The 24750-nt window shown below is 59.9% G+C and carries 24 protein-coding genes; 13 read left to right on the top strand and 11 right to left on the bottom strand.

Features of this window, described 5'->3' with window-relative positions; translation table 11 throughout:
- Nucleotides 1-76 precede the first annotated feature (76 nt).
- Nucleotides 77-1603 carry a SulP family inorganic anion transporter gene (locus FBY04_RS25675; RefSeq protein WP_084317498.1) on the top strand — a complete coding sequence of 509 codons (1527 nt, stop codon included), beginning with the start codon at nt 77-79 and terminating at the stop codon, nt 1601-1603.
- Nucleotides 1604-1725: 122 nt separating this feature from the next.
- Here the strand turns inward: FBY04_RS25675 and FBY04_RS25665 are convergent, their stop codons facing one another.
- Nucleotides 1726-2376 carry a hypothetical protein gene (locus tag FBY04_RS25665; protein ID WP_084317499.1) on the bottom strand — a complete coding sequence of 217 codons (651 nt, stop codon included), beginning with the start codon at nt 2374-2376 and terminating at the stop codon, nt 1726-1728.
- Nucleotides 2377-2746: 370 nt separating this feature from the next.
- Here FBY04_RS25665 and coxB point away from each other — a divergent pair, with 370 nt between their 5' ends.
- From coxB to FBY04_RS25645, 4 genes are all read left to right on the top strand, one after another.
- Entirely contained in the window at nt 2747-3874 is a 1128-nt protein-coding gene (gene coxB, locus FBY04_RS25660; protein ID WP_145317868.1) for a cytochrome c oxidase subunit II, read from the top strand.
- Between the two features lie 82 nt (nt 3875-3956).
- A complete protein-coding gene (gene ctaD, locus FBY04_RS25655; protein WP_084317501.1) occupies nt 3957-5549 on the top strand; it encodes a cytochrome c oxidase subunit I in 1593 nt (530 codons plus the stop codon).
- Nucleotides 5550-5672: 123 nt separating this feature from the next.
- Nucleotides 5673-6224, top strand: coding sequence for a cytochrome c oxidase assembly protein (locus FBY04_RS25650; protein WP_084317502.1), 552 nt, complete (start codon nt 5673-5675; stop codon nt 6222-6224).
- A gap of 25 nt (nt 6225-6249) precedes the next feature.
- Nucleotides 6250-7137 carry a cytochrome c oxidase subunit 3 gene (locus FBY04_RS25645; protein ID WP_084317503.1) on the top strand — a complete coding sequence of 296 codons (888 nt, stop codon included), beginning with the start codon at nt 6250-6252 and terminating at the stop codon, nt 7135-7137.
- Nucleotides 7138-7140: 3 nt separating this feature from the next.
- On the opposite strand, the gene FBY04_RS25640 is transcribed toward FBY04_RS25645, so the two are convergent.
- Nucleotides 7141-7344, bottom strand: a complete 204-nt coding sequence (locus FBY04_RS25640) for a twin transmembrane helix small protein (RefSeq protein ID WP_008064738.1) — start codon at nt 7342-7344, stop codon at nt 7141-7143.
- Between the two features lie 70 nt (nt 7345-7414).
- Here FBY04_RS25640 and FBY04_RS25635 point away from each other — a divergent pair, with 70 nt between their 5' ends.
- The 5 genes from FBY04_RS25635 to FBY04_RS25615 are packed head-to-tail and all read left to right on the top strand — an operon-like array spanning nt 7415 to nt 11317.
- Nucleotides 7415-8155 (top strand): SURF1 family protein, encoded by a 741-nt coding sequence (locus tag FBY04_RS25635; RefSeq protein ID WP_145317865.1) that lies wholly within the window; start codon nt 7415-7417, stop codon nt 8153-8155.
- Nucleotides 8121-8714: a hypothetical protein gene (locus tag FBY04_RS25630; RefSeq protein ID WP_084317805.1), complete on the top strand. Its 594-nt coding sequence runs from the start codon at nt 8121-8123 to the stop codon at nt 8712-8714. Before FBY04_RS25635 ends, FBY04_RS25630 begins: the two co-directional genes overlap by 35 nt.
- 10 nt (nt 8715-8724) lie before the next feature.
- A complete protein-coding gene (locus FBY04_RS25625) occupies nt 8725-9798 on the top strand; it encodes a heme A synthase (RefSeq protein ID WP_145317862.1) in 1074 nt (357 codons plus the stop codon).
- Nucleotides 9786-10685, top strand: a complete 900-nt coding sequence (gene cyoE / locus FBY04_RS25620; protein WP_084317506.1) for a heme o synthase — start codon at nt 9786-9788, stop codon at nt 10683-10685. The genes FBY04_RS25625 and cyoE overlap by 13 nt, the downstream gene beginning before the upstream one ends.
- Complete coding sequence (locus tag FBY04_RS25615; protein ID WP_084317507.1) at nt 10682-11317, top strand: SCO family protein; 636 nt, start codon at nt 10682-10684, stop codon at nt 11315-11317. The genes cyoE and FBY04_RS25615 overlap by 4 nt, the downstream gene beginning before the upstream one ends.
- Nucleotides 11318-11462: 145 nt before the next feature.
- Here FBY04_RS25615 and FBY04_RS25610 read toward each other — a convergent pair whose 3' ends face one another.
- From FBY04_RS25610 to FBY04_RS25600, 3 genes are read right to left on the bottom strand one after another with little or no spacing between them, the layout of a single operon-like run.
- Nucleotides 11463-12233: a MetQ/NlpA family ABC transporter substrate-binding protein gene (locus FBY04_RS25610; protein ID WP_145317860.1), complete on the bottom strand. Its 771-nt coding sequence runs from the start codon at nt 12231-12233 to the stop codon at nt 11463-11465.
- 56 nt (nt 12234-12289) lie between these two features.
- Nucleotides 12290-12964: a methionine ABC transporter permease gene (locus tag FBY04_RS25605; RefSeq protein ID WP_145317857.1), complete on the bottom strand. Its 675-nt coding sequence runs from the start codon at nt 12962-12964 to the stop codon at nt 12290-12292.
- Nucleotides 12964-13971, bottom strand: a complete 1008-nt coding sequence (locus FBY04_RS25600; protein ID WP_145317854.1) for a methionine ABC transporter ATP-binding protein — start codon at nt 13969-13971, stop codon at nt 12964-12966. The genes FBY04_RS25605 and FBY04_RS25600 overlap by 1 nt, the downstream gene beginning before the upstream one ends.
- A 265-nt stretch (nt 13972-14236) precedes the next feature.
- Between FBY04_RS25600 and katE the strand changes: the two genes are divergently transcribed.
- Nucleotides 14237-16375, top strand: coding sequence for a catalase HPII (gene katE / locus FBY04_RS25595; RefSeq protein WP_145317850.1), 2139 nt, complete (start codon nt 14237-14239; stop codon nt 16373-16375).
- Between the two features lie 119 nt (nt 16376-16494).
- On the opposite strand, the gene FBY04_RS25590 is transcribed toward katE, so the two are convergent.
- From FBY04_RS25590 to zur, 4 genes are read right to left on the bottom strand one after another with little or no spacing between them, the layout of a single operon-like run.
- Complete coding sequence (locus FBY04_RS25590; RefSeq protein ID WP_145317847.1) at nt 16495-17211, bottom strand: PA5502 family lipoprotein; 717 nt, start codon at nt 17209-17211, stop codon at nt 16495-16497.
- Between the two features lie 37 nt (nt 17212-17248).
- Nucleotides 17249-18037, bottom strand: a complete 789-nt coding sequence (znuB, locus tag FBY04_RS25585) for a zinc ABC transporter permease subunit ZnuB (RefSeq protein ID WP_084317511.1) — start codon at nt 18035-18037, stop codon at nt 17249-17251.
- The gene (gene znuC, locus FBY04_RS25580) at nt 18030-18815 is read right to left on the bottom strand and encodes a zinc ABC transporter ATP-binding protein ZnuC (RefSeq protein ID WP_017341764.1); all 786 of its coding nucleotides are present in this window, start codon (nt 18813-18815) and stop codon (nt 18030-18032) included. The genes znuB and znuC overlap by 8 nt, the downstream gene beginning before the upstream one ends.
- The gene (zur, locus tag FBY04_RS25575; RefSeq protein ID WP_145317844.1) at nt 18815-19297 is read right to left on the bottom strand and encodes a zinc uptake transcriptional repressor Zur; all 483 of its coding nucleotides are present in this window, start codon (nt 19295-19297) and stop codon (nt 18815-18817) included. The genes znuC and zur overlap by 1 nt, the downstream gene beginning before the upstream one ends.
- Before the next feature lie 66 nt (nt 19298-19363).
- Here zur and FBY04_RS25570 point away from each other — a divergent pair, with 66 nt between their 5' ends.
- The gene (locus tag FBY04_RS25570) at nt 19364-20284 is read left to right on the top strand and encodes a zinc ABC transporter substrate-binding protein (protein ID WP_084317806.1); all 921 of its coding nucleotides are present in this window, start codon (nt 19364-19366) and stop codon (nt 20282-20284) included.
- A gap of 80 nt (nt 20285-20364) precedes the next feature.
- On the opposite strand, the gene FBY04_RS25565 is transcribed toward FBY04_RS25570, so the two are convergent.
- The gene (locus tag FBY04_RS25565) at nt 20365-21315 is read right to left on the bottom strand and encodes a homoserine kinase (RefSeq protein WP_145317841.1); all 951 of its coding nucleotides are present in this window, start codon (nt 21313-21315) and stop codon (nt 20365-20367) included.
- Nucleotides 21316-21375: 60 nt separating this feature from the next.
- Nucleotides 21376-21663, bottom strand: a complete 288-nt coding sequence (locus FBY04_RS25560; protein WP_084317514.1) for a DUF2782 domain-containing protein — start codon at nt 21661-21663, stop codon at nt 21376-21378.
- A 74-nt stretch (nt 21664-21737) separates the two neighbouring features.
- Between FBY04_RS25560 and polA the strand changes: the two genes are divergently transcribed.
- A complete protein-coding gene (gene polA / locus FBY04_RS25555; protein ID WP_145317838.1) occupies nt 21738-24509 on the top strand; it encodes a DNA polymerase I in 2772 nt (923 codons plus the stop codon).
- The last annotated feature ends 241 nt before the right edge of the window (nt 24510-24750 follow it).

Genomic DNA, 24750 nt, shown 5'->3' with positions numbered 1-24750 from the left:
CTGTGTGGTTTGACCCCGGCCGCTGTTTCAGCGGCCCGGCCTTGCCATGCCTGAAGAAAACTTCGGGAGAGTCACCATGCGTGCTGCTCAACTCAAAGCTGTTCTGCCACGGGAGCTGCTCGCTTCAGTGGTTGTGTTTCTCGTCGCCCTGCCCTTGTGCATGGGCATCGCCATTGCTTCGGGATTACCGCCGGCCAAAGGCCTGATCACCGGGATCATCGGTGGTCTGGTCGTGGGTTGGCTCGCGGGTTCACCCCTGCAAGTCAGCGGTCCGGCGGCGGGTCTGGCCGTTCTGGTGTTCGAACTGGTGCGCCAGCACGGCATCGCCATGCTCGGGCCAATCCTGCTGCTGGCGGGTTTTCTGCAATTGGTCGCCGGACGTTTGAAGCTGGGCTGCTGGTTTCGGGTAACAGCGCCGGCGGTGGTTTACGGCATGCTCGCCGGGATTGGCGTGTTGATCGTGTTGTCACAAGTACATGTGATGCTCGACGCCGTGCCCAAACCGTCGGGGCTGGATAACCTGGCGGCCTTCCCCGCTGCCGTGGCGCAAGCCTTGCCTTCTTTTGGTTGGCAGGCCGGCCTGCTCGGACTCGCAACCATAGCGGTGATGTACCTGTGGGAAAAACTCCGCCCACATTCCCTGCGCTTCATTCCGGGAGCGCTACTGGGCGTAGGCCTGGCGACGGGCGCCAGCCTGATGCTCGCCTTGCAGGTCAAACGCGTGGAAGTCCCGGCCAATCTGGCGGAAGCCATCGACTGGCTGAAACCGGCGGACTTGCTCAATCTCGCCGACCCGACCTTGCTGATCGCTGCCTTCGCTGTCGCGTTTATCGCCAGCGCCGAAACCCTGCTCTCGGCCGCCGCGGTGGACCGGATGCACAGCGGTCAACGCTCGGACTTCGACCGGGAACTCTCGGCGCAAGGCGTCGGCAACATGCTCTGCGGCCTGCTCGGTGCGTTGCCCATGACCGGCGTGATCGTGCGCAGCTCGGCCAATGTGCAGGCTGGCGCCACCACACGACTGTCGACGATATTCCATGGCCTATGGCTGCTGGCATTCGTGTTGCTGCTGTCCAGCGTGCTGCAGAGCATTCCGGTGGCAAGTTTGGCGGGTGTGCTGGTTTACACCGGTTTCAAACTGGTCGACCTCAAGGCCTTCCGCAGTCTGGGCCGTTATGGCCGGATGCCGATGTTCACCTACGCCGCGACAGCGCTGGCGATCGTCTTCACCGACTTGTTGACCGGCGTACTGATCGGCTTCGGCCTGACCCTGGCCAAACTGGCGTGGAAAGCCTCGCGGTTGAAGATCAGCCTGATCGATCTGCCCAAGGACGGTGAAATGGAGTTGCGCTTGATCGGGGCTGCGACCTTTCTCAAGGTGCCGGCGTTGACTCAAGTGCTGGGGACCATTCCCGCCGGTGCAACGGTGCATGTGCCGCTCAATAACCTGAGCTACATCGATCACTCGTGCCTGGAGTTGCTTGAAGAATGGGGTCGGGCCAATGCGGCCAAGGGGTCGACGCTATTGATTGAAGCGCGAGGGTTGAAGCGCAGGCTTGAAGGGCGGTTGCGGACTACCACCGGAGTAGGTTCTACGGCCTGAACATGGACAATGTGGGAGCGGGCTTGCTCGCGAAGACGGTGAGTCAGTCGACATTAATGTTGAATGACCCACCGTCTTCGCGAGCAAGCCCGCTCCCACAGGGGTTCGGTTTTTCAGTTGGATCAGGCGGCGGGTTGATCCAGCTCCAGCCCTACGCCCAACCGGCGTGACATGCACGGCCAGCGCTTCCATGCCGCGCCGGTATCGGGGCTGCTGAGTTTCTCGCGGTAGGCTTCCACCGACTCCAGCGCAAAGCTTTCATCGTTGAGCATCTCGTCCACGGCGTGATGCACCGCCTCATCCAGTTGGTTGGCAAATTCCTCACCGATCAGTTGGTGAGCAATCAGGTTGGCGACAGTCATGTCCAATGGGATCAGTGGCTGGCCAAAGTGCTTGATGTACAGGTCGTTGACCTCTTCGACAAACCGATGCGCCAGATAGGCTTCGTCCAGCAGGCTGTCGAGCCCGATGTGACCGGCCATAAGCGCCGGCGGCTGAAGGAAGTACTGCTCGGCAATTGTCAGCACCGGTTTGATCTGTGACTCGATACCCGCTTCCCTGGCGACTTCATTGGCTGCATCCAGCAGATCAGGAACTTCATCAATGTAGGCGGCGACAAAACGCGTCAACACGCCGTTGGCATCCGCTTCCGGCAATTGGATCGATGGGTGTAGATGAGGCAGTTTGCTTTCCAGCTGACGCGTCAACAGGCCGGTCTCGGCCTCGTGTTGTTGGGCTTTTTGGATCTGCTCGCGCAATGCGGCGGTGTTCATGAAAACTCCAGGAAACAAAGGCAATGAAATAGGGAAGACATAACTTAGCTTGCATACGAAAAAGGCTAAGACGCATTTGTCATAATTGTTTCATCCTTGAGACGGCACAGTTATATCCATTTGCCACCACTCGTCTGCATCCTTCTCCATTCGGGACCTTGAACGCAAGTCCCAGCTGTTTCAGATCATTTACGCCGTCACGTTGCGAGGTCGCAGTCGCTGTCTATACTCGGGTGGGAATGGAGTTAGCTGATGACGCCCGACTGCACACGCAGCAAGGCCCGGCGATTCAAGTTCGTAGTCTGAAATGCCGCTCCCTTGCCGCAGGTGAAAGCCGGCGGGATAACAAGAACGATAAGGGGAACCCGCAATGATGCGACATCCACACGTCTGGATGGGCCTCCTGTTGTGGTCGATTTTCGGTCAGGCGCACGCCGCCTGGACTGTGAATATGGCGCCGGGAGCGACTGAAATCAGTCACGCAGTATTTGACCTGCACATGACCATTTTCTGGATCTGTGTAGTGATCGGCATCATCGTCTTCGGCGCCATGTTCTGGTCGATGATCCTCCACCGTCGCTCGACCGGGCAGGTGGCCGCAAAATTTCATGAAAGCACCACCGTCGAAATCCTCTGGACCATCGTGCCCTTCGTGATCCTCGTGGCCATGGCGGTTCCTGCCACGGCGACCCTGATCAAGATGTATGACGCCAGTGAGCCGGATATCGATATCCAGGTCACCGGTTATCAGTGGAAGTGGCATTACAAATACCTGGGCCAGGACGTCGAGTTCTTCAGCAACCTGGCCACGCCCGCCGACCAGATTCACAACAAGGAAGCCAAGGGCGAGCACTACCTGCTGGAGGTCGACAAGCCGCTGGTGTTGCCGATTGGCGCCAAGGTGCGCTTCCTGGTGACCTCCGCCGACGTTATCCACTCCTGGTGGGTGCCGGCCTTCGCGGTCAAGCGCGATGCGATTCCGGGATTCGTCAATGAAGCCTGGACCCGCGTCGACAAGCCTGGCCTCTACCGTGGGCAGTGCGCCGAATTGTGCGGCAAGGACCACGGCTTCATGCCAATCGTGGTCGAGGTCAAGGAGAAGGCCGATTACGAAAAATGGCTGGGCGAGCGCAAGGCCGAGGCCATGCAACTCAAAGAGCTGACCAGCAAGGAATGGACCCTCGACGAGCTTAAAGAGCGTGGCGACAAGGTCTATCACACCACTTGCGTGGCCTGTCACCAGGCCGAAGGCCAGGGCATGCCGCCGATGTTCCCGGCACTCAAGGGCTCGAAAATCGCCATCGGCCCGATCAAGGATCACTTGAGCATTGTCTTCCACGGCAAGCCTGGCACCGCCATGGCGGCGTTCGGCAAGCAGCTCTCGGAGGTCGATATCGCGGCGGTCGTGACCTACGAACGTAACGCCTGGGGCAACAACAAAGGCGACATGGTCACGCCTAAAGAAGTGCTGGAGCTGAAACAGGCGGAAAGCAAATGACCCGGTCTATTGCGTGCACCAGGAACCGGTCGGGGCAATGCGCCCCGGCCCGCCCAGCCCATCTGTTTGCAGGAGACAGGACATGACTGCTGTAGTCGATGACCATGTTCAGACCCACACCGATCACGCCCATGGCCCGGCCAAAGGTCTGATGCGCTGGGTGCTGACCACTAACCACAAGGATATCGGCACGCTGTACCTGTGGTTTGCGTTCTCCATGTTCCTCTTGGGCGGTACGTTCGCGATGGTGATTCGCGCCGAACTGTTCCAGCCGGGGCTGCAGATCGTCCAGCCGGAATTCTTCAACCAGATGACCACCATGCACGGTCTGGTGATGGTGTTCGGTGCGGTGATGCCGGCGTTCGTCGGCCTCGCCAACTGGATGATCCCGCTGATGATCGGCGCGCCGGACATGGCCTTGCCACGGATGAACAACTTCAGCTTCTGGCTGTTGCCGGCGGCGTTCATCCTGCTGGTGTCGACCCTGTTCACCCCCGGCGGCGGACCGAACTTCGGCTGGACGTTCTACGCCCCGCTGTCGACGACCTACGCGCCGGAAAGCGTGACGTTCTTCATCTTCGCCATCCACTTGATGGGGATCAGTTCGATCATGGGCGCGATCAACGTGATCGCCACCATCCTCAACCTGCGCGCCCCCGGCATGACGCTGATGAAAATGCCGCTGTTCGTCTGGACCTGGCTGATCACCGCGTTCCTGCTGATTGCGGTGATGCCGGTGCTGGCCGGTTGCGTGACGATGATGCTGATGGACATCCACTTCGGCACGAGCTTCTTCAGTGCCGCCGGTGGCGGTGACCCGGTGTTGTTCCAGCATGTGTTCTGGTTCTTCGGTCACCCTGAGGTGTACATCATGATCCTGCCGGCCTTCGGTGCCGTCAGCTCGATCATTCCGGCCTTTTCGCGCAAGCCGCTGTTTGGCTACACCTCGATGGTCTATGCCACGGCGAGTATCGCGTTCCTGTCGTTCATCGTCTGGGCGCACCACATGTTCGTGGTCGGCATCCCGCTGGTGGGCGAGCTGTTCTTCATGTACGCCACGCTGCTGATCGCGGTGCCCACCGGCGTGAAGGTGTTCAACTGGGCGAGCACCATGTGGCAAGGCTCGCTGACCTTCGAGACGCCGATGCTGTTCGCGGTGGCGTTCGTGATCCTGTTCTCCATTGGCGGGTTCTCAGGGTTGATGCTGGCCATCGCCCCGGCAGACTTCCAGTACCAGGACACCTACTTCGTGGTCGCGCATTTCCACTATGTGCTGGTGCCAGGGGCAATCTTCGGGATCTTCGCGTCGGCTTACTACTGGCTGCCGAAATGGACCGGCCACATGTACGACGAAACCCTCGGCAAGCTGCACTTCTGGCTCTCGTTCATCGGCATGAACATGGCGTTCTTCCCGATGCACTTCGTGGGGCTGGCGGGTATGCCGCGGCGGATTCCGGACTACAACCTGCAATTCGCCGACTTCAACATGGTGTCGTCGATCGGCGCGTTCATGTTTGGCGCCACGCAGATCTTCTTCCTGTTCATCGTGATCAAGACCATCCGCGGCGGCCCGCCAGCACCGGCCAAACCGTGGGATGGGGCCGAAGGCCTGGAGTGGAGCATCCCGTCACCGGCGCCGTATCACACCTTCACCACGCCGCCGGAAGTGAAATGAACACCGCCCTTGCAGGAGCCGGCTTGCTGGCGATGAACGATAACGCGGTGCGCCTGATGCACCGCGGTGTTTGGATCGCCAGCAAGCCGGCTCCTACAGGGGTTGGCGTAGAGGTAGGAAACCATGGCTGACTCGATTTCGATGAAAAAGCTGGTCACCCGCCTGTTACTGGTGGTGGTGGCGATGTTTATTTTCGGGTTTGCCCTGGTGCCGATCTACGACGTGATGTGCAAGGCGTTCGGCATCAATGGCAAGACCGCCGGGCAGTATGAAGGCGAGCAGGCCGTCGATACCTCACGGCAGGTACGCGTGCAGTTTCTGTCGACCAACTCGGCTGACATGTCCTGGGATTTCTACCCCAAGAGCGACGAGCTGACGGCCAACCCTGGCGCAGTGAACGAGATGATCTTCATCGCGCACAACCCCACTGACAAGCCGATGAGCGCGCAAGCGGTGCCGAGCATCGCGCCGAGCAACGCGGCGGCGTATTTCCACAAGACCGAATGTTTCTGCTTTACCCAGCAAGTGCTGCAGCCCGGTCAACGGATCGAGATGCCGGTACGTTTCATCGTTGACCGTGACATGCCCAAGGATGTGAAGCACCTGACGCTGTCCTACACGCTGTTCGATATCACCGCCCGACATCCACCGGTGGCTGTAAATACTGGCGGCTGAGCGTGCCCGATAAGGAGAACAATAAATGGCAACTCATGAACATTATTACGTACCGGCCCAGAGCAAGTGGCCGATCATCGCTACGGTCGGCATGTTCGTCACCGTGTTCGGCCTGGCCACCTGGTTCAACGATCTGAAAGCGGCGCGGCCGGAATCCCACGGCCCGCTGATCTTTTTCGTCGGCGGCCTGCTGTTGGCCTACATGCTGTTCGGCTGGTTCGGTACGGTGATCAAGGAAAGTCGTCAGGGGTTATATAGCGCCCAGATGGATCGCTCGTTTCGCTGGGGCATGAGCTGGTTCATCTTCTCGGAGGTGATGTTCTTCATCGCCTTCTTCGGTGCGCTGTTTTACGTGCGCCACGTTTCTGGTCCGGCACTCGGCGGTGAAGGGACCAAAGGCATCGCGCATATGCTCTGGCCGAACTTCGAATTCGTCTGGCCTTTGCTGAACAACCCCGACTCGAAACTGTTTCCGCCACCGAAGGAAGTCATCAGCCCCTGGGGTCTGCCACTGCTCAATACCGTGCTGCTGGTGAGCTCCAGCGTCACCATCACCATCGCCCACCACGCGTTGAAAAAAGGCCATCGCGGCGCGCTGAAAATCTGGCTGGCGATCACCGTTTTACTGGGTTGTGCCTTCCTCGGCTTCCAGGCCGAAGAGTACCTGCACGCCTACCAAGAACTGGGCCTGACCCTGGGCTCCGGCATCTACGGCGCGACCTTTTTCATGCTCACCGGTTTCCACGGCGCCCACGTGACCATCGGCACGATCATTCTGTTCGTGATGCTGATGCGGATCCTGCGCGGGCACTTCGACAACGAGCACCAGTTCGGCTTCGAAGCGGCGAGCTGGTATTGGCACTTCGTGGACGTGGTGTGGATCGGGCTGTTCGTTTTCGTCTACGTGCTCTGAGGCTTACCAAGGCGCATGCGACACCAGCTGGCCGCTGAAAAAACCCCAGGCGATCAAGCCGACGGTGATGGCGGCCAGAGCAACACGAACACTCAAGGCAATGACGAGGCGGTTCGAGCTGCTGTCGTCCTTGACCAGAAAAAACAGGCCGCTGAACAGGCTGACAACCGTGGCAATCAGCATCAGGACGATGGCTGCTTTGAGCATGGTGGAACTCCGGGGGAAAGGCGATGCACTTGAGTATAGCTATCGCGACTACCGACTTTCTGGCGACGCCATGAAGCGCTTTCGGCCGGGCATCGTGCCGACGCTGGTGGTCGCATTATTGCTGCCCACGCTGGTGTCACTCGGGTTCTGGCAACTGAGCCGGGGCACGGAGAAAAGCGCGCTGTTGCACACCTACGCCGAGCGCCGCGCCGCTGCATCGATGGCCAGCACCGAACTGCGACACACCGAGGACCCGGCCTTTCGCCGGGTTCGCTTGCACGGCCACTTCGATGCGGCGCACAGCCTGTTGCTGGACAACCGCCAGCGCGACGGCAAGGTTGGGGTCGAGCTGCTGCAACCGTTTCAGGATCAGGCGACCGGACTGTGGCTGCTGGTCAATCGCGGCTGGCTGCCTTGGCCGGACCGGCGCACACCGCCGCAATTCACCACGCCGACTCAGGCATTGAGCCTGGATGCCTGGGTCTACGTTTCACCCGGCGCGACCTTTCAACTGCAGGCCGATCCGAGCACTACAACCTGGCCTCGGTTAGTGACTGCCGTCGAGCCTTCAAAGCTCTGGAAGGCGCTGGACCGTGAAGGTTTTGCCTACGAATTACGCGCAGAAACCGGCCCCGCGTCCTACCAGGCCGATTGGCCGGTAGTGGCCACAGGGCCGGAAAAACACATCGCTTATGCCGTGCAGTGGTTCGCCATGTCGATCGCCCTGCTCGGCCTCTATGTCTATCTCGGCTGGCACAACGCAAAGGAGAAACACCATGGGAGCGGCCATGAATCCACCCAGCATGTCTGAGGCAAAAACGCCGGCGAACCGGCGCAAGGGTCGCTTGCAGTTGCTGCTGATCCTGCTTGGGGTGATCGGTCCGATGATCCTCGCCACCGGCATGTACAAATTGCAGTTCTGGGTGCCGGAAGGTCGCAGCTATCACGGCGAGCTGATCGGCACCGGCCAGACCCGCGCCGACCTTGGCGTGCAGGCGCAGGAGGACCGCTGGCAATTGCTGGTCACCGCGCCCAAGGAGTGTTCGGTGGACTGCCAGCAACTGGTGTACCTGGCGCGACAAATCCAGATCGGCCTCGGTCGCGATGCGTCCCGCGCCAGTCATGCCATCGCCACCGCGCAGCCGCTGAACAGCGATTACGAGACTAAACTTCAACGCGAGTACCCGCAGTTGCAGCGTTACTCACTGGACCTGCCGACCTACACCAAAGGCGCTCAGAGCAATGACACGCCGCACCTGTGGATCATCGACCCCCACGGCAATCTGGTGCTGCGCTACGACCCGTCGATCAAGGGCAAGGAGCTGCTTAACGACCTGCGCCATCTGCTGAAACTGTCGAACATCGGATAAGGGCATCGTCATGGCCAAACCAGGATTTCGCCTCGCGCTGTTTGCCACCTTGCTGGCACTGATTGTGGTGTTGCTCGGCGCCTACACTCGCCTGACTCACGCCGGCCTCGGCTGCCCGGACTGGCCGGGTTGCTACGGCTTTATCAGCGTGCCGAAAAGCGAAGCTCAGCTGGCCCATGCCGAACTGCATTTTCCCGATACGCCCGTCGAAGCCCACAAGGGCTGGAACGAAATGGTCCACCGCTACTTCGCCGGCACGCTGGGCTTGCTGATTTCAGTACTGGCCGGTCGCGCCTGGGTGCATCGTCGGCATCCGGGGCAACCGGTGAAGCTGCCATTGTTCCTGCTGGCGGTGGTCATCGCCCAAGCGGCATTCGGCATGTGGACGGTGACGCTCAAGCTTTGGCCGCAAGTGGTGACCGGGCATTTGCTCGGAGGGTTCGCGACGTTGAGCCTGTTGTTTCTGTTGACCTTGCGTCTGTCGGGCGTCTTACCGGCGCTGACTGTGCCCCGGCGTTTGCAGTACTGGGCGACGGCCGGATTGCTGTTGGTGATCCTGCAAATCGCCCTCGGCGGCTGGGTCAGTTCCAACTACGCCGCGGTGGCTTGTATCGACTTCCCGACCTGTCACGGGCAGTGGCTGCCCCCGGCGGACTTCGCCAACGGCTTTCACCTGACCCAACACATCGGCCCCAATTACCTGGGCGGACAGCTCGACAGCGATGCTCGCACGGCGATTCACCTGACTCACCGCATTGGCGCATTGCTGGTCACGCTGGTGCTGCTCGGTCTGGCGTGGCAACTCAAAATCGTCGGCATGACACGCCTGGCGGGGCTGGTGCTGATTGCTCTCGCCGCACAGATCACCCTCGGCATCAGCAACGTGCTGTTTCACCTGCCGCTGCCGGTGGCCGTCGCGCATAACGCCGGCGGCGCAGCGCTGCTGCTGACGCTGGTGTTGGTCAATTATCACGCGCGAACCAGTCTGGTTCGGGTCAAACAACCAACACGCTGGCGCTTCAGCCCGCGCAAACATTCAGCCGGGCCCATAACAATAAAAGGAGAGATGCCATGGCGACTCTGATCGGCGCACGTCACAGCCAGGCGATCTGGCGTGACTACCTGGAACTGACCAAGCCGAAAGTGGTGGTGCTGATGCTCATCACCTCGCTGGTCGGCATGTTCCTCGCAACCCGCGCAGGGGTGCCGTGGACGGTGCTGGTGTTCGGCAATCTGGGGATTGCGTTGTGTGCCGGCGGGGCGGCGGCGGTCAACCATGTGGTGGACCGGCGGATCGATGCGGTGATGGCGCGCACCCATAAGCGTCCCTTGGCCGAAGGCCGGGTTTCACCGACGGCTGCGCTGACGTTCGCATTGGTGCTGGCGGTGTTGGGCCAGGCGTTATTGCTGGCGTTCACCAATCCACTGACAGCGTGGCTGACCCTGGCTTCGCTGCTCGGTTACGCCGTGGTCTATACCGGATTCCTCAAACGCGCGACGCCGCAGAACATCGTCATCGGCGGCCTGGCCGGTGCCGCCCCGCCGCTGCTCGGCTGGACCGCTGCCACCGGTCACGTCAGTGCCGAACCGCTGCTGCTGGTGCTGATCATCTTCGCCTGGACCCCGCCGCACTTCTGGGCGCTGGCGATCCATCGCAAAGAGGAATACGCCAAAGCCGATATTCCGATGCTGCCGGTGACCCACGGCGAGCACTACACCAAAATCCATATCCTGCTTTACACCTTCGCGTTGCTGGCCGTCAGCCTGATGCCGTACGTGATTCACATGAGCGGCGTGCTCTACCTGATTTGCGCCGTCGGACTGGGTGCGAGGTTTCTGCAATGGGCCGTCGTGCTGTACCGTGGCACTCGGCCGCACGCGGCGATCAACACGTTCAAGTACTCTATCTGGTACTTGTTCCTGCTGTTTATCGCGCTGCTCGTAGACCACTACTTACTGTTGAACCTATGACTCGAACCCAGAAAACCGTCTTCATCCTTGTCGCCCTGATCGCGCTGGTCCTGGGCCTGACCATCAACAAAGTGCTGTCCGGCAAAGGCCAGGGCGACCCGACTGCGTTGATCGACGCCGGGATCATCCTGTTGCCGCAAAGCCGTAACCTGCCAGACGTGACGATGACCGATCAGGACGGCAAACCGGTGGCGGTCAATGCGCTGAAAGACAAGTGGAGTCTGTTGTTCTTCGGTTACACCTTCTGCCCGGACATCTGCCCGACCACCCTCGCCCAGCTGCGCCAGATCAAGAGCGAACTGCCGCCGGAGGCTGTGGATAAATTGCAGGTCATCCTGGTGAGCGTCGATCCGAACCGCGATACACCCAAGCAGCTCAAGCAATACCTGGGTTACTTCGATCCGCAGTTTCAGGGACTGACGGCGACCTCGGTCGAGGACATTCAGAAGCTGGCCAACGCGGTGAGCATTCCGTTCATTCCGGCGGACACCAGCAAGCCAAACTACACGGTTGATCACAGCGGCAACCTGGCGGTGATCGGGCCGGATGGAACGCAGCGCGGGTTTATCCGGGCGCCGTTGAACAACGCCAAGCTGGTGGCGCAGTTACCGGTGATGCTCAAACGCAAATAACACACAAACCTTGTAGGGGCCGGCTTGCTGGCGATGGCAATCTCACGGACGCCATCGCCAGCAAGCCGGCCCCAGCAGGGTCTGTGTTTCAGGCATAAAAAATGGGGCGCATTGAATGCGCCCCATTTTTCGTTACAGCTTCAGATCAGAACGCCGGCACCACCGCGCCTTTGTACTTCTCGAGAATGAAGGCTTTCACTTCCGGGCTGTGCAGCGCGGCAACCAGCTTCTTCATGTCTTCACTGTCCTTGTCGTCCGGACGGGCAACGAGGATGTTCACGTACGGCGAATCGCTGCCTTCGATGACCAGCGCATCCTTGGCCGGATCAAGCTTGGCTTCCAGCGCGTAGTTGGTGTTGATCAGCGCCAGGTCGACCTGGGTCAGCACCCGCGGGAGAGTCGCGGCTTCCAGTTCGCGGAATTTCAGGTCCTTGGTGTTCTCGGTGATGTCCTTGACGGTCGACAGGATATTGTTCGAATCCTTCAACTTGATCAGGCCAGCCTTCGCCAGCAGCAACAGCGCGCGGCCGCCGTTGGTGGCGTCGTTCGGGATCACCACGTTGGCGCCGCCCGGCAGTTCGTTCAGCGCTTTGTATTTGCTGGAGTAAGCGCCCAGCGGTTCCAGGTGCACACCGGCCACGGAAATCAGGTTAGTGCCCTTGGCCTTGTTGAACTCATCGAGGTACGGCTGGTGCTGGAAGAAGTTGGCATCCAGGCGTTTCTCGGCTACTTGCACGTTCGGCTGGATGTAGTCGGTGAAGACTTTGACCTTCAGGTCCACGCCTTCCTTGGCCAGGGCCGGTTTCACGAATTCGAGAATTTCTGCATGCGGGACCGGAGAGGCCGCAACGGTCAGGGTGTCGGCGTGGGCGGAAAAAGCTGCAATAGCAGCAAACGCGACGAGTAGTTTTTTCATTCAGCTAACTCCTTGTGAGGCGCATCGCGCCTGCCAGCGAATGGCCGGCTCATGACTTATTTACGCGAGAAGTGTACGACCAGCTTGTCGCCAACGGTTTGCAACACTTGAACCAGGACCAGCAGCAATACCACGGTGACGACCATCACATCGGTCTGGAAACGCTGGTAACCAAAACGGATCGCCAGGTCACCCAGACCACCTGCGCCCACCACACCGGCCATCGCCGTGTAGGACACAAGTGTAATAGCTGTCACCGTAATCGCCGCAAAGATGCCCGGGCGGGCCTCTGGCAGCAAGGCATTGGTGATGATCTGACGCGTCGTCGCACCCATGGCCTGTGTCGCTTCGATGATGCCGCGATCCACTTCACGCAGGGCGGTTTCCACCAGTCGCGCGAAGAACGGCGTGGCACCCACCACCAGCGGCGGAATTGCACCGGCAACACCCAGCGAAGTGCCGGTGATCAACACGGTGAACGGAATCATCACGATCAGCAGAATGATGAAGGGCAGCGAACGCAGAATGTTCACCACCAGCGACAACATCGCGTATATGCCCTTGGCTTCCAGCAACTGACGCGGACTGCAAAGGAACAACAGCACGCCGAGCGGAAGGCCCAGCAGCACGGTGAACAACAGCGAACCGCCGAGCATCAGCAGGGTATCGCCAGTGGCCAGCCAGATTTCGAACCAGTCGATATTGGCGAAGAAACCAGTCAGGACTTCCATCAGCGCAGCACCTCCATGTGGACATCAGCCGCGGTGAAGCGGGCAAACGCCGCCTCCATGTCGCCGCCGGTGACCGCCAGGGTCAATTGCCCGTAGGGGATGTCTTTGATGCGGTCGATACGACCGGCCAGGATGCTGTAGTCCACGCCCGTTTCCCGAGCGACGGTTCCCAGCAAAGGCGCGTAGGTCGCTTCGCCCTGGAAGGTCAGACGCACGATACGGCCCGGCACATGAGCAAAATCGTCGCGCTGTTCGCTTTCGTCGATCTGCTCGTCTTCCTGCACGAAACGCTTGGTAGTCGGGTGCTTTGGATGCAGGAACACCTCGGCCACCGAACCTTGCTCGACGATCACACCCGCGTCCATGACCGCCACCTGGTCACAGACGCGACGGATCACATCCATCTCGTGGGTGATCAGGATGATGGTCAGCTTCAGCTCGCGGTTGATCTCGGCCAGCAGCTGCAGGACCGACGCCGTGGTCTGCGGGTCCAGGGCGCTGGTGGCTTCATCGCACAACAGGATTTTCGGCTTGGTCGCCAGCGCGCGGGCAATGCCGACACGCTGCTTTTGGCCGCCGGACAACTGCGCCGGGTATTTTTTGGCGTGGTCGGACAAGCCCACCCGCGCCAGCAACTCGGCCACACGCTGGTCGATCTCACTGCGCGACAGTTCGCCCGCAAGGGTCAGCGGCAACGCGACGTTGTCGGCAACGGTCTTGGACGCCAGCAGGTTGAAGTGCTGGAAAATCATCCCGACCTGCTGCCGGAAGCGTCGCAGGCTGTTGGCGTCGAGCGCCGTGACTTCTTCGCCGTCGACGATGATCTTGCCGCCACTGGAGTTCTCCAGGCGATTGATCAGACGCAGCAGGGTACTTTTTCCCGCACCGGAATGACCGATCAGGCCGAAGACCTGGCCGTTCTCAATCGTCAGACTGGTCGGGTGCAGGGCGGGAATATCCTTACCGGCGACGCGGTAGGTTTTGTGGACGTTTTGAAACTCGATCACGTAGCGAACCTTGTGGGGCGCGTTAGAAAAGGATCAGCGGTTAGCCGGGCGCGCATTTTAGCCTGTCCGTATAGAGGTTATTAGCATTTATTCCGCATTCAACCTTTCATTTGGCAATAACACGATCAAAGGTCATAAAAAAGGAACGGCTAAAAAGCCCATCAGTCACTAATAAGGCAACTCGAAAACGCCCCCCGGTGCCGTGCCTGGGGAATGCATAAGAATCCTGACTACGGCAGGAATCGCTACGAGGAGTTAACGACTGATGAGTACTAAAAAGCCTGCCGCACCCAAAAGCGCCCTGGCCGGGACCGACACACTGGACCGCGGCAATACCAATGCCAAGCTCGACAGCCTCGAAAAATTTCGCTCCGACGCCACCGAACAGGCCCTGCGCACCAACCAGGGCGTGAAGGTTTCGGACAACCAGAACACATTGAAGGTCGGCGCCCGCGGCCCGTCGTTGCTGGAAGATTTCATCATGCGTGAAAAGATCACGCATTTTGACCATGAGCGCATCCCGGAGCGCATCGTCCATGCCCGGGGCACTGGCGCTCATGGTTTTTTCCAGACCTATGAAAACCATTCCGTGCTGACCAAGGCCGGTTTCTTACAGGACCCGGGCAAGAAAACTCCGGTCTTCGTACGATTTTCCACGGTCCAAGGCCCGCGCGGGTCGGGCGATACCGTGCGCGACGTACGCGGTTTCGCCGTGAAGTTCTTCACCGACGAAGGCAACTTCGACTTGGTGGGCAACAACATGCCAGTGTTTTTCATACAGGATGCGATCAAGTTTCCTGACTTCGTTCACGCGGTAAAACCCGAGCCACATAACGAGATACCTACGGGCGGTTCGGCGCACGACACCTTCTGGGACTTTGTCTCGCTGGTTCCGGAATCAGCGCACATGGTGATGTGGGCAATGTCCGACCGGGCGATCCCGAAAAGCTTGCGCAGCATGCAGGGTTTCGGCGTGCATACATTCCGTCTGATTAACGCCGAGGGCAAATCGCGCTTCGTCAAATTCCATTGGCGCCCTGCCGCCGGGACGTGCTCGCTGGTCTGGGATGAAGCCCAGAAACTCGCCGGTAAAGACACCGACTACCACCGCCGCGATCTCTGGGAATCGATCGAGATGGGCGATTACCCAGAGTGGGAATTGGGCGTACAGGTCGTCGAAGAGGAAAACGAACATTCCTTCGACTTCGACATTCTCGACCCGACCAAAATCATTCCCGAGGAAATCGTGCCCATCACGCCGCTGGGCAAGATGGTGCTCAACCGCAACCCGGACAACTTCTTCGCCGAAACCGAGCAGGTCGCTTTCTGTCCGGGGCATATCGTGCCGGGCATCGATTTTTCCAACGATCCGTTGCTGCAAGGTCGGTTGTTTTCCTACACCGATACGCAAATCAGCCGACTCGGTGGACCGAATTTTCACGAGATCCCGATCAACCGTCCGGTGGCCCCCTTCCATAATGGCCAGCGGGATGCGATGCACCGCACCACGATCGACAAGGGGCGCGCGTCCTACGAACCGAATTCCATCGACGGCGGCTGGCCCAAAGAAACGCCGCCCGCCGCACAGGATGGCGGCTTCGAGACCTATCCAGAGCGCATCGACGCCAACAAGATCCGCCAGCGCAGCGAGTCGTTCAGCGATCACTTCTCGCAGGCGCGGCTGTTCTTTCACAGCATGAGCAAACACGAGCAGGAACACATCATCTCGGCCTACAGCTTTGAGCTGGGCAAGGTTGAGCGAGCGTTTATCCGTGCGCGCGAAGTGAATGAGATCCTCGCCAACATCGACCTGGAACTGGCCAAACGTGTGGCGCAGAACCTCGGCTTGCCGGCACCGAAGGCCGGGACGGTCGATGTGCCGAAAATCTCCCTGGAACGTTCACCAGCCCTGAGCCAGGCCAATTTGTTGCCGGGCGATATAAAAACCCGAAAAGTCGCGATTCTGGCAGCCAACGGGGTCGATGGCGCTGCAATCGATGCCATGAAAAAAGCGCTGAAAGCAGAAGGCGCCCACGCCAAACTGCTCGGCCCGACGTCCGCCCCGGTGACAACCGCCGATGGCAAGATGCTGCCGGTGGATGCCTCCATGGAAGGCATGCCATCCATCGCTTTCGATGCGGTCTTTGTGCCGGGTGGCGCGACATCCATCAAAGCGTTGAGCGGTGATGGCGTGGCGCTGCATTACGTGCTGGAGGCGTTCAAGCACTTGAAGGCGATCGCGTTGCAAGGCGAGGCGAAGCAATTGCTGGATGTGTTGAAGCTGGAGGCTGATGCGGGGTTGATCGTGGGGACGGACGCGAAGTTGATCAAGGCGTTTTTTGCGGCGATCGGGCAGCATCGGGTGTGGGAACGGGAGCCTAAGGCCAAGGCGATTCCGGCTTAAGGCACTGTATTGCTAGGTAGGGCGCCTTCGCGGGCAAGCCCGCTCCCACAGGATTTGTGTCGTTCGCCAACTATGTGAACGACACTGGACCTGTGGGAGCGAGCTTGCTCGCGATGCTTTTAGGGTTTACGCGGACTCAAGACCATCTGCGCCGGAACATTGCGCAGAATCTGCTTCTGCAGATTCAGATCAAACCCCGAATCCAGCTTCTTTACCCGTTTGGTCAACAACGTAGCCAACCACGGATAATCCTGCGTACGCGGCGCCTGAATGCTCACGTCGCACTTGTAATTCACCACATCAGCCGCGATCGCATCCAGTTGCCGACGAAGTTTGCTCATATCGGCGAGGTTCAATGCGACGGTAGTGCTCTCAGCGGTCGGATCAATCACTTTCGCCTGGGGTTTGGCCTCGGCCGCCAACAGCGCCGCTTCAGCTCTATCGAGCTCAGCCTTGCGCGCATTGACGATAGCGTTATTGACCCCACCGGTCAGCGCCGGAGCCTTGGGCATCAGTGCCCGCGCACGGCTCAGGGCAGTGGCAGCAGCATTCACATCGCCTTTTTGCAGCACGATCTGGCTGCGTTGCAGATAGGCTTCGGCGAGTTGTCGTTGGTACTGCACAAGGGAAGGGTCGTTTGGCGACCCGGCCTGCAAGGCAGCCAGTTGATCTTCAGCAGTGGCCAGCTCGCTGCTGGCGAGGCTTTGCTCGAGCTGTGCGATGGCCAAGGCTCGCGCATCAGTGGCCTCGGTGGCCGCCGGTGGCGTGCTTTGACATGCGCCCAGTAGCAGCGAAAATGCAACAAGGAGCAGATAACGGGAGGCTAACAGCTTCATTCCTGCGACTCTCTATTTGCGCAAAAAACGAGCAAGTCTACACCCCTCGACGGGGCAGGACAAAACTCAGCAGAAACAGCGCGGCGGCCGCCACCACGATCGACGGGCCTGCCGGGGTGTCCTTGAACCAGGACAATGCCAACCCGCCACACACCGCGAGCATGCCCAGCAGGCTCGCGCCCAGTGCCATCTGTTCCGGCGACCGGGCGTGACGTTGTGCCGCAGCCGCCGGGATGATCAGCAGCGACGTAATCAACAACACACCGACGATTTTCATCGCCACGGCGATCACAACGGCGATCAGCAGCATCAGGGTCAGACGCAGCGCCGGCACCGGCAAACCTTCCACCCTGGCAAGCTCTTCATGCACCGTGATTGCCAGCAATGGCCGCCACAATGTCACCAGCAAGGCCATGACAGCTGCGCTGCCGCCGAGAATCCAGGCCAGATCGGTCGGACTGATCGCCAGCAAATCGCCGAACAGATAGGCCATCAGGTCGATCCGCACTTCGTGCATGAAGCTTAGTACGACAAGGCCTAAAGAGAGCGTGCTCGGTGCGAGAATTCCCAAAAGCGTGTCGGATGCCAGCGGCTGACGCTGTTGCAAGGTCACCAGCAACACCGCCAATAACAGGCAGCCTACGGTGACCGCCACTGTCGGGCTGACATCCAGCAGAAAGCCCAACGCCACGCCGAGCAAGGCCGCGTGGGACAGGGTGTCGCCGAAATACGCCATGCGCCGCCAGACCACGAAAGATCCCAACGGCCCCGCCACCAGCGCCAGGGCCAGGCCTGCAAGCAGGGCGTAGAGCAGAAAATCAGCCATGCTTGCAGCTATCTCCATGAACGTGAGGTTGGGCCGTCGGGGCCGTGGTGACCACCGAACCATGCAGATCATGGGCGTGGTCGTGATGGTGGTGATAAATCGCCAGGCTTTGTGCGTTCTTTCCGAACAACTCGACGAAAGCAGGATCGCCGCTGACCTGCTCGGGGTGACCGGAACAGCAGACGTGACGGTTGAGGCAGACCACTTGATCGGTGGTGCTCATGACCAGATGCAAATCGTGGGAAACCATCAGCACGCCGCAGCCGTGACGGTCACGCAGGCGAGTGATCAGGCTGTACAGCTCGGCCTGCCCCGCTACGTCGACGCCTTGCACCGGCTCATCAAGCACCAGCAATTCTGGCTCGCGCAACAGCGCCCGGGCCAGCAGCACGCGCTGCATTTCACCACCGGAAACGCTTTGCACCGGGCTGTCGATCACCTGTTCGGCGCCCACTTCCTTGAGGGCCGCCAACGCGCGAGTGCGATCCACACCGGGCACCAGCCGCAAGAAGCGCAGCACCGACAGCGGGAGCGTCGGATCGACATGAAGTTTTTGCGGCATGTAACCGACCCGCAGTTTCGGCTTGCGCCACACGCTGCCGCTGTCCGGCTTCAACAGGCCGAGCACCGCCCGCACAAGGGTGGTTTTGCCGGCACCGTTGGGACCGATCAGCGTGACGATCTGCCCGGGTTCGACGCTCAGCTCGATGTTATCCAGCACGTTTTGCCCGGCAAAGGTGACGGCAACCTGCTCAAGGCGGATCAACGCGTTGCTCATCAAGCCCCCTGGCAACCCGAACAGATGCCGACCACTTCGACAGTCTGGCTTTCGACGACGAATCCGACGTCCCTGGCGCTGCCGATGATCGCGTCGCTGATGGACTTCTGCTCAAGCTCGATGGCGGCGTGGCACTCGCGGCAGATCAGGAACTGGCCCTGGTGAGCATGTTCCGGATGATTGCAACCGACGAAGGCGTTCAGCGAGGAGATGCGGTGCACCAGGCCGTTTTCCAGCAGGAAATCCAGTGCGCGGTACACGGTCGGCGGCGCAGCACGGCGACCATCCTGCTCGCTGAGCACGGCAAGAATGTCATAGGCACCCAGCGGCTTGTGGCTTTGCCACACCAGTTCCAGCACCCGCCGGCGCAAGGCAGTCAGGCGCAGGCCTTGACGCGCGCACAGGGCATCGGCCTCAGACAGTGCGCTGTGAACGCAATGAGAGTGGTCGTGGGGACGGCTGGCAATCGGTGTTTTAGGCATGAGCGGCGACGAGTTTTGTGAGAGACGTTATTATGTTACCCGTTCTCGCCTCTTCGAGTGGTCATCGTGTCCCGACTTTTTTCTACCTTTGTCGCATTTGTCGCCAGTTTTCTGTTGATCGGTTCTGCTCACGCAGAAGTCAAAGTCCTCACCAGCATCAAGCCGCTGCAGCTGATTGCCGCTGCGGTGCAGGACGGTGTGGCAATCCCGGAAGTGCTGCTTCCGCCCGGCGCTTCCCCGCATAACTATGCCCTGCGCCCTTCCGACGTACGGAAGGTGCAATCGGTGGATCTGCTTTACTGGATCGGTCCGGACATGGAAGGTTTCCTGCCTCGCGTGCTGAACGGTCGCACGCTGCCGAGCGTTGCCGTGCAGGATCTGCCGGGGCTGAAATTGCGTCGCTTCGCCGAAGACAGTCACTCCCACGCCGAAGAAGCCGACGAACATGATCACGATCACCGTCCGGGCAGCCTGGATGCGCATTTGTGGTTATCACCGGTCAACGCTCGGGTGATCGCGACAAAAATGGCCGCAGATCTGGGTGCCGTCGATCCGGCCAATGCGGCGCGTTATCAAAGCAACCTCAAAGCGTTCGATGAGCGCCTGGATGCGCTGGACCTGCGCTTGAAGGCTCGACTGGCAGGCATCGCGGGCAAACCGTACTTTGTGTTCCATGAGGCGTTCGACTACTTCGAAGAGGCTTATGGTCTGAAGCACGCTGGCGTATTCAGCGTCGCCGCCGAAGTTCAGCCAGGTGCCCAGCATGTATCGGCAATGCGTACGCGGTTGCAGGAAGTGGGCAAGACCTGTGTGTTCAGCGAACCGCCGTTGCGTCCGCGGCTGGCGGAAACGCTGGTGGCGGGGTTGCCTGTGAAACTGGCGGAACTGGATGCGTTGGGCGGGTACACGCCGGCGACTGCTCAGGGGTATGAGCAGGTGCTGGAGAAGTTGGGGAATGATTTGGCGGGGTGTCTGGAGTCGTTGTAGTCCCATAAAAAAGATCGCAGCCTTCGGCAGCGCCTACGTAGATCGGTGTAGGAGCTGCCGAAGGCTGCGATCTTTTGACTTTAAAGGGCGAACGGTAGGGGTGTACTGACCTTCTGCCGCTGCACCAACCGCTGCTGAAATTCCATCGGGTCGTGAATCAACACGTCTTGCCCGGCGAAAGACTCTGCGGCAATCAACCGCGACAACCAGAACCGCACACACGCCACACGCAACATGGTCGGCCACAACTCAGCCTCGGCCGCCGTGAATGGCCGCAACGCTGCATACGCGCCCAGCAACGCCCGCGCCCGCGGTCCGTCAATCAACCCGTCGTCGTCCGAACACCAATCGTTCAAGGCAATCGCCACGTCGTAGAGCATTGGCCCCGAGCAAGCATTGTAAAAGTCGATCAATCCCGTCAGGTGCGTGCCTTCGAACATCGCGTTGTCGCGAAACAGGTCCGCGTGGATGTTGGCCCGTGGCAACGCCAGGATTTTTTCTTTCTGTTGAGTGATTTCATCCAGCGCCCGTTGCAGCAAATCGCTCTGCTCTGCATTCAGGTGCGACAACAGCTGCGTGCCCTCTTCCAGCATCCAGTCCAGCCCACGATCGGTCTTGCGCTTGATCATGTTGGCCTGGGTTGCCAGATGCAGGTGCGCGAGCAACTCGCCCACTTGGGCACAATGCTGTGCGTTGGCGATCTTGATGTGCTTGCCGGCCAGACGCGGCTGCAACAGCGCAGGCTTGCCCGCCAGCTCGCGCAAGGCAACGCCATCGGTGGTGCGCAAGGCGTAAGGCACCGGCAGGTCGGCTTCATGCAGCACATCCAGCAGTTCGATGAAGAACGGCATCTCCTGAACCGGACCACGCTCAACCAGGGTCAGTACAAACTCGCCCTGCTCCAGGCTGATAAAGAAATTGGTGTTTTCGCTACCGGCGGCAATCCCCTGGAAATCAAGCAGGCGGCCGAGCCCGTATGGGGCGAGAAAGGTTTCCAGCTCGGGCCGAGCCAGCGGGGTGAACACAGACATGTTTTAACTGCCAGTACGGGCGCCGCCACTCTGCCGGCGCCGATTTAAGTTAGGAACGGCTTACCATTCGAAGATTTTCCATGCCGGGATCAGCATATCCGGCTGATCCGAGCGAATGAAGTTACCGTCCGATCCATCCGCGCGCACCAGAAAGTACGGCTTGCCGCCCTTTGGGGTGACCTTGATGGCATACAAAAAGCCATTTTGCCGATATTCCTGGATAGTTTTATCGCCTTCCGTGCGGATCGTGACATCCGGGTCTGCCGAGGGTGCGTCATCTGCGGCCATCACGGCCAATGGTGTGATTGCAAACAAGCCAGCCAGCAACAGGCGATTTAGTGTGCGCATGATAACCTTGTCCCTTTGTCGTCAACGGTCCCGCTATTCTAGCGCCGGACCCGCCGAAAAGGTTGATCCTGCTCATGAGCCAAGCCCCCCTCGTCCTGGTGGACGGTTCTTCTTACCTGTACCGCGCCTTTCACGCCCTGCCACCGCTGACCACTTCCAAAGGTCTGCCGACCGGAGCGGTCAAAGGCGTGTTGAACATGCTCAAGAGTCTGCGCAAGCAGTACCCGGACAGTCCGTTCGCCGTGGTGTTCGATGCCAAGGGCGGGACATTCCGTGACGAAATGTTCGCCGAGTACAAGGCCAACCGTCCGAGCATGCCCGACGACATGCGCGTACAGATCGAGCCACTGCACCAGAGCGTGATGGCGCTGGGCTTCCCGCTGCTGTGCGTCGAAGGCGTGGAGGCCGATGACGTGATCGGTACCCTGGCCCGCAGCAGCGCGGCGGCCGACCGTCCGGTGATTATCTCCACCGGCGACAAGGACATGGCGCAACTGGTCGACGGCCACATTACCTTGGTCAATACCATGACCGGTAGCGCGCTGGACGTGGAAGGCGTGAAGGAGAAATTCGGCGTCGCTCCCGAGCAGATCATCGATTATCTGGCGCTGATGGGCGATTCTTCCGACAACATCCCTGGCGTTCCGGGCATCGGTCCCAAGACCGCTTCCGGCCTGTTGGTCGGCGTAAACGGCGGCCTGACCGAGCTCTATGCGCAGCTCGACATCGTTCCGACCCTGCCGATTCGCGGCGCGAAAACCCTGCCGGCCAAACTTGAAGAGCACAAGGAAATGGCCTTCCTCTCCTACCAACTGGCGACGATCAAGATCGACGTGCCGCTGGATATCGGCCTCGACGACCTGCAAATGGGCACGCCGGATCACGACAAACTGGCCGAGCTCTACACGCTGCTGGAATTCAAGAGCTGGTTCGAAGAAAACCAGCGCGACGCCAAGCGTTCCGGCCAGGAAGTCAGTGCGCCGGTGATTGAAGAAGCCGCCGTCGAGACTGAACTCAAGTACACGACGATCCTCACTCAGGCCGATTTCGACCTGTGGCTGAAGAAGCTCAACGACGCCACGCTGATCGCCTTTGATACCGAAACCACCGGCATCGATGCGCAGCAGGCGCAACTGGTCGGTCTGTCGTTCGCTGTACAGGCCAACGAAGCGGCCTACATTCCGCTGACCCATTCCTACATGGGCGTGCCGGATCAGCTCGATCGCGACACCGTGCTGCGCGCACTGAAACCGATCCTGGAAGACCCGAACAAACTCAAGGTCGGCCAGCACGCCAAGTTCGACATGAACATCCTGGCCAACTGCGCCATCGGTGGCGACCAGAGCTGCGGCATCACCGTGCGAGGCATCGCGTTCGACACCATGCTCGAATCCTACGTGCTGGATTCCACCGCGACCCGCCACGACATGGACAGCCTGGCGCTGAAGTACCTGAATCACACCACCACCAGCTTTCAGGACATTGCCGGCAAAGGTGCCAAACAGCTGACTTTTGACCAGATCTCCCTGGAACTGGCCGGGCCTTACGCCGCTGAAGACGCCGACGTAACGCTGCGCCTGCATCAGGCCTTGCACGAAAAGCTCAATGCCATCCCTAGCTTGAGCAAAGTCCTGAGCGAAATTGAAATGCCATTGGTGCCGGTACTCGCGCGAATCGAACGCCAGGGCGCGTTGGTCGATGCCAACCTGCTGGGCATTCAAAGCGTTGAGCTGGGTGACAAGATGGTCGCACTGGAGCGTGAGGCGTTTGCCATCGCCGGCGAAGAATTCAACCTGGGTTCGCCGAAGCAATTGGGCGTGATCCTGTACGAAAAACTTGGCCTGCCGATCCTCAGCAAAACCGCCAAGGGCCAGGCGTCCACCGCCGAAGCCGTGCTGGCGGAACTGGCCGAGCAGGACTACCCGCTGCCCAAAGTGCTGATGCAGTACCGCTCGATGAGCAAGCTGAAAAGCACCTACACCGATCGTCTGCCGGAGCAGATCAACCCGCGCACCGGGCGAATTCACACCTCTTATCACCAGGCTGTCGCGGCGACCGGGCGTTTGTCGTCCAGTGATCCGAACCTGCAGAACATCCCGATCCGCACCGCCGAAGGGCGGCGGATTCGTCAGGCGTTCATTGCGCCAAAAGGCTACAAGCTGCTGGCCGCGGACTACTCGCAAATCGAGCTGCGCATCATGGCCCACCTGGCCAAGGACGAAGGTTTGCTGCACGCCTTCCGCAATGACCTGGACGTGCACAAAGCCACTGCCGCCGAAGTATTCGGCGTCGATCTGGCAGAGGTCACCACTGATCAGCGTCGTAGCGCCAAAGCGATCAACTTCGGATTGATCTATGGCATGAGCGCGTTTGGCCTGGCCAAGCAGATCGGCGTCGATCGCAAACAGTCGCAGGCGTACATCGACCGCTATTTCGCCCGCTATCCAGGCGTCCTGGACTACATGGAGCGCACCCGCGCCCAGGCGGCCGAGCAAGGTTTTGTCGAGACCCTCTTCGGTCGCCGCCTGTACCTGCCGGAAATCAATGCAAAAAACCCAGCCCTGCGCAAAGGCGCCGAACGCACGGCGATCAACGCACCGATGCAAGGCACTGCGGCGGACATCATCAAGAAAGCCATGGTGGCTGTGGATAACTGGCTGACCTCGTCGGGTCTGGACGCCAAAGTCATCCTGCAGGTGCACGATGAATTGGTGCTTGAGGTGCGGGAAGACCTGGTCGATCAGGTTCGCGAGGAGATTCGCGCCCACATGGCTGACGCCGCGAAGCTTGATGTGCCGCTACTGGTCGAAGTTGGCGTAGGCAATAACTGGGATGAGGCTCACTAACCCGTCTTCTGTGGGAGCGTGCAAGCTCGCTCCCACAGGGATTTTGGTGCGGCATAGTGCCGCGGCAGAGGGGGCGAAGAGCGCTTATTTCAGTTAGCGATTCGACTTATTTCAAATGGTTTTTGAAGCGCCGGAACTAAACCTGTGAACTGCCACTCAGAGTAACTGAATGGCTGGTGAAGCCCTTCGATGCTCCTATGTTGTGTTAAGTGTTGGCAGATAATCTGGACCCCGCCCTAGC

The sequence above is a fragment of the Pseudomonas sp. SJZ080 genome, assembly GCF_007828295.1.
In the GTDB taxonomy this organism is placed as follows: Bacteria; Pseudomonadota; Gammaproteobacteria; order Pseudomonadales; family Pseudomonadaceae; genus Aquipseudomonas; species Aquipseudomonas migulae_A.
Note: the sequence above shows the minus strand (reverse complement) of the source record. Positions and strands in the feature narration are given on the sequence as shown.

Excerpts from the sequence above, each read along its gene's own strand:
- FBY04_RS25675 (WP_084317498.1), top strand. The coding sequence starts at position 77 with ATGCGTGCTGCTCAACTCAAAGCTGTTCTGCCACGGGAGCTGCTCGCT.
- FBY04_RS25665 (WP_084317499.1), bottom strand. The coding sequence starts at position 2,376 with ATGAACACCGCCGCATTGCGCGAGCAGATCCAAAAAGCCCAACAACAC.
- coxB (WP_145317868.1), top strand. The coding sequence starts at position 2,747 with ATGATGCGACATCCACACGTCTGGATGGGCCTCCTGTTGTGGTCGATT.
- ctaD (WP_084317501.1), top strand. The coding sequence starts at position 3,957 with ATGACTGCTGTAGTCGATGACCATGTTCAGACCCACACCGATCACGCC.
- FBY04_RS25650 (WP_084317502.1), top strand. The coding sequence starts at position 5,673 with ATGGCTGACTCGATTTCGATGAAAAAGCTGGTCACCCGCCTGTTACTG.
- FBY04_RS25645 (WP_084317503.1), top strand. The coding sequence starts at position 6,250 with ATGGCAACTCATGAACATTATTACGTACCGGCCCAGAGCAAGTGGCCG.
- FBY04_RS25640 (WP_008064738.1), bottom strand. The coding sequence starts at position 7,344 with ATGCTCAAAGCAGCCATCGTCCTGATGCTGATTGCCACGGTTGTCAGC.
- FBY04_RS25635 (WP_145317865.1), top strand. The coding sequence starts at position 7,415 with ATGAAGCGCTTTCGGCCGGGCATCGTGCCGACGCTGGTGGTCGCATTA.
- FBY04_RS25630 (WP_084317805.1), top strand. The coding sequence starts at position 8,121 with ATGGGAGCGGCCATGAATCCACCCAGCATGTCTGAGGCAAAAACGCCG.
- FBY04_RS25625 (WP_145317862.1), top strand. The coding sequence starts at position 8,725 with ATGGCCAAACCAGGATTTCGCCTCGCGCTGTTTGCCACCTTGCTGGCA.
- cyoE (WP_084317506.1), top strand. The coding sequence starts at position 9,786 with ATGGCGACTCTGATCGGCGCACGTCACAGCCAGGCGATCTGGCGTGAC.
- FBY04_RS25615 (WP_084317507.1), top strand. The coding sequence starts at position 10,682 with ATGACTCGAACCCAGAAAACCGTCTTCATCCTTGTCGCCCTGATCGCG.
- FBY04_RS25610 (WP_145317860.1), bottom strand. The coding sequence starts at position 12,233 with ATGAAAAAACTACTCGTCGCGTTTGCTGCTATTGCAGCTTTTTCCGCC.
- FBY04_RS25605 (WP_145317857.1), bottom strand. The coding sequence starts at position 12,964 with ATGGAAGTCCTGACTGGTTTCTTCGCCAATATCGACTGGTTCGAAATC.
- katE (WP_145317850.1), top strand. The coding sequence starts at position 14,237 with ATGAGTACTAAAAAGCCTGCCGCACCCAAAAGCGCCCTGGCCGGGACC.
- FBY04_RS25590 (WP_145317847.1), bottom strand. The coding sequence starts at position 17,211 with ATGAAGCTGTTAGCCTCCCGTTATCTGCTCCTTGTTGCATTTTCGCTG.
- znuB (WP_084317511.1), bottom strand. The coding sequence starts at position 18,037 with ATGGCTGATTTTCTGCTCTACGCCCTGCTTGCAGGCCTGGCCCTGGCG.
- znuC (WP_017341764.1), bottom strand. The coding sequence starts at position 18,815 with ATGAGCAACGCGTTGATCCGCCTTGAGCAGGTTGCCGTCACCTTTGCC.
- zur (WP_145317844.1), bottom strand. The coding sequence starts at position 19,297 with ATGCCTAAAACACCGATTGCCAGCCGTCCCCACGACCACTCTCATTGC.
- FBY04_RS25565 (WP_145317841.1), bottom strand. The coding sequence starts at position 21,315 with ATGTCTGTGTTCACCCCGCTGGCTCGGCCCGAGCTGGAAACCTTTCTC.
- FBY04_RS25560 (WP_084317514.1), bottom strand. The coding sequence starts at position 21,663 with ATGCGCACACTAAATCGCCTGTTGCTGGCTGGCTTGTTTGCAATCACA.
- polA (WP_145317838.1), top strand. The coding sequence starts at position 21,738 with ATGAGCCAAGCCCCCCTCGTCCTGGTGGACGGTTCTTCTTACCTGTAC.